The organism is Microbacterium sp. MRS-1 (genome assembly GCF_000585455.1).
Lineage (GTDB): Bacteria > Actinomycetota > Actinomycetes > Actinomycetales > Microbacteriaceae > Microbacterium > Microbacterium laevaniformans.
In genome coordinates this window covers 1-3021 of the sequence record NZ_JAUF01000036.1, presented here as the reverse complement: position 1 = coordinate 3021, position 3021 = coordinate 1, and the positions used below count along the sequence as shown (strand labels likewise).

The 3021-nt window shown below is 69.5% G+C and carries 2 protein-coding genes and 1 pseudogene; 2 read left to right on the top strand and 1 reads right to left on the bottom strand.

Annotated elements, in window-relative coordinates; translation table 11 throughout:
- The coding region (locus tag AS96_RS08120) for an ATP-binding protein (protein WP_036288103.1) at positions 1-235 on the top strand (235 nt) is incomplete at its 5' end.
- A gap of 92 nt (positions 236-327) precedes the next feature.
- On the opposite strand, the pseudogene AS96_RS08115 reads toward AS96_RS08120, so the two are convergent.
- Positions 328-834: pseudogene (locus AS96_RS08115) on the bottom strand (helix-turn-helix domain-containing protein); the annotation flags it as partial.
- Between the two features lie 76 nt (positions 835-910).
- On the opposite strand from AS96_RS08115, the gene ilvD reads away from it, so the two are divergent.
- Positions 911-2809: a dihydroxy-acid dehydratase gene (gene ilvD / locus AS96_RS08110; protein WP_036288106.1), complete on the top strand. Its 1899-nt coding sequence runs from the start codon at positions 911-913 to the stop codon at positions 2807-2809.
- Positions 2810-3021: the final 212 nt, after the last annotated feature.

The window sequence follows — 3021 nt, the reverse complement described above, 5'->3', positions numbered from 1 at the left end:
CACCACCCCGATCACCGGGGAGACCGCCGCCGAGCTGCTGAACATCCTCGCCGCCCGCGAAGGAAGAGGATCGACGGTCGTGACCAGCCAGTTCGACCCCGAGGACTGGTATCGGTCGCTGCACGACGCGGTCATCGCGGAGTCCATCCTGAACCGCATCGTCTCCAACGCCGAGCTCGTCCAACTCGACGGGCCGAACATGCGCCGCCACACCCACACCGACACGAGCGACTGACCCCGGGCGCGCGGGCGCGGGCGGCTACCCGGTCGCCGCGCCCGTGCTACCGGATCACTACATCCGCGCTACCCGAAGCGTCGTCTAAACATGAAGACGAGCCACAGCAGGTTGCGGTTCTCCCCCGCGGTCGTGGCGACCCCGGGGTACAGCCGCTCGTACGCCTTGTTCCATCCGGCGATCCCCCAATCCGGGGCGAGCGCGTAGGCGGGATGCTCGTCGAGCGCATCGAGGAAGCGCTGTACCTGAGCGGGGGCGATGTCCACGGCATCCGCCCGCGTGGCCGGCCGCGGTGCGAGACCGACGAGACTCAGCACATAGTCGTGCTCTGCGTCGGTCAGCCGCAGCGTCGTCGCGACCGCATCCAAGACCTGCCGCGAGGGGTTGATGTCGCGCCCCTGCTCGAGCCAGGTGTACCAGGTGACGCTCACACCCGACAGGTACGAGACTTCCTCGCGCCGCAGGCCCACGGCACGACCGCGGCCGGCCGGCGGCAGTCCGTAGGCGGTGCGGTCGAGGCGCTCGCGCTGTCTACGCAGAAACGAACCGAGCTCCTGCCGCTGCTGACGGCCGTCGTCGCGCGCACCATCCTCACTCACCCCATAAACCTAGTACTGCCACTACTAGGAGCAACGCAGACTTCCGGAGGTGCGCCACGGCATCCAGAGTGGAATCATGCCCACCCCTCTGCGCTCCCGCACCGTCACGCACGGCCGCAACGCCGCCGGTGCCCGTGCCCTGTTCCGCGCCGCCGGCGTCAATGCGGCCGACTTCGGCAAGCCGATGATCGCCGTCGCCAACAGCTTCACCGAGTTCGTGCCCGGCCACACGCACCTGCAGCCGGTGGGTCGCATCGTCTCCGACGCCATCACCGCGGCCGGCGGCATCCCGCGCGAGTTCAACACGATCGCCGTCGACGACGGCATCGCCATGGGCCACGGCGGCATGCTGTACTCGCTGCCCTCACGCGACCTGATCGCCGACTCCGTCGAATACATGGTCAACGCGCACCAGGCCGACGCGCTCGTGTGCATCTCCAACTGCGACAAGATCACCCCCGGCATGCTGATGGCGGCGCTGCGCCTGAACATCCCGACCGTCTTCGTCTCGGGCGGCCCGATGGAGTCGGGACGGGCGACCCTCGTCGACGGCACGGTGCGCACCCTCGATCTCGTCGACGCGATCTCCGAGGCGGCGAACGACACGGTCTCGGATGCCGACATCCAGCGCATCGAGGAGAACGCCTGCCCCACCTGCGGGTCATGCTCGGGCATGTTCACGGCCAACTCGATGAACTGCCTGGTCGAGGCCCTCGGCCTGGCCCTCCCCGGCAACGGATCGGTGCTCGCGACGCACACGGTCCGTCGCGCCCTCTACGAGAAGGCCGGCGAGGTCGCGGTGCAGATCACGCGCGCGTTCTACGACGAGGACGACGCCTCGGTACTCCCGCGTGCGGTCGCGAGCCCCGCCGCCTTCGCCAACGCGATGGCGCTCGACATCGCCATGGGCGGATCGACCAACACGATCCTGCATCTGCTCGCCGCGGCGCACGAGGCCGGCATCGACTTCGGACTCGATGAGATCGACGCCATCTCGCGTCGCGTGCCCTGCCTCGCCAAGATCGCCCCCAACCCGGCCTACGGCCGCATGTACTACATGGAGGACGTGCACCGCGCGGGCGGCATCCCCACGATCCTCGGCGAGCTGCACCGCGCGGGTCTGCTCAACGCCGACGTGTCGTCGATCCACTCGCCCTCGCTCGAGGCGTGGCTTGCCGAGTGGGACGTGCGCGGCGGTACGGCGTCTGAGACCGCCCACGACCTGTGGCATGCGGCGCCCGGCGGGGTGCGCTCCTCGAGTGCGTTCTCACAGTCCGAGCGCTGGGCGAGCCTGGATGAGGATGCCGAGAACGGCTGCATCCGCTCCGCCGCACACGCCTATTCCGCCGACGGCGGTCTCGCGGTGCTGCGGGGCAACCTCGCCGTCGACGGCGCCGTCGTCAAGACCGCCGGCGTCGACCCGTCGATCCTCGTCTTCTCGGGCCCCGCCGTCGTGTGCGAGTCGCAGGAGGAGGCGGTGGCGAAGATCCTCGGCAAGAAGGTGCAACCCGGCGATGTCGTCGTCATCCGCTACGAGGGTCCCAAGGGCGGACCCGGCATGCAGGAGATGCTGCACCCCACCTCGTTCCTCAAGGGCCGCGGCCTGGGCAAGGTGTGCGCGCTGGTCACCGATGGCCGCTTCTCGGGCGGCACGTCGGGCCTGTCGATCGGTCACGTCTCGCCGGAGGCGGCGAGCGGCGGCATCATCGCCCTCGTCGAGGACGGCGACATCGTCGACATCGACATCCCCTCACGCTCGATGAGCCTGCGGGTCGACGATGACGAGTTGGAGCGCCGTCGCGCCCGGCTGCTCGACGCGGGCGGCTACGCACCGAAGGATCGGCAGCGTCCCGTGTCGCTGGCGCTGCGGGCCTACGCGGCGATGGCGACCTCGGCCGATCGTGGAGCGGTCCGCGATGTCGAATCCGTCGAGCGGGCGCTGCGCGAGCGCGAGCTGCGCACCGCTGCCGTCTGAGCCTGGGACGCGACGTTCCGTATTCAGTCTCCGCCATCCAGCCGCCGCAGAGCTCGCCGGTCATTCCGGTATGCCCGGCCGGTGCTCATCGCACCGGGACTGAGTACGGAACCGAGGGAAGAGGACTCCCGTGCGACGTAGCCGCGACCGCTAGGTGTACTTCCCCGGGAGGTTGTGAACGGGTGAGGTAGGCGAAGACCTCCGGGCAGGAT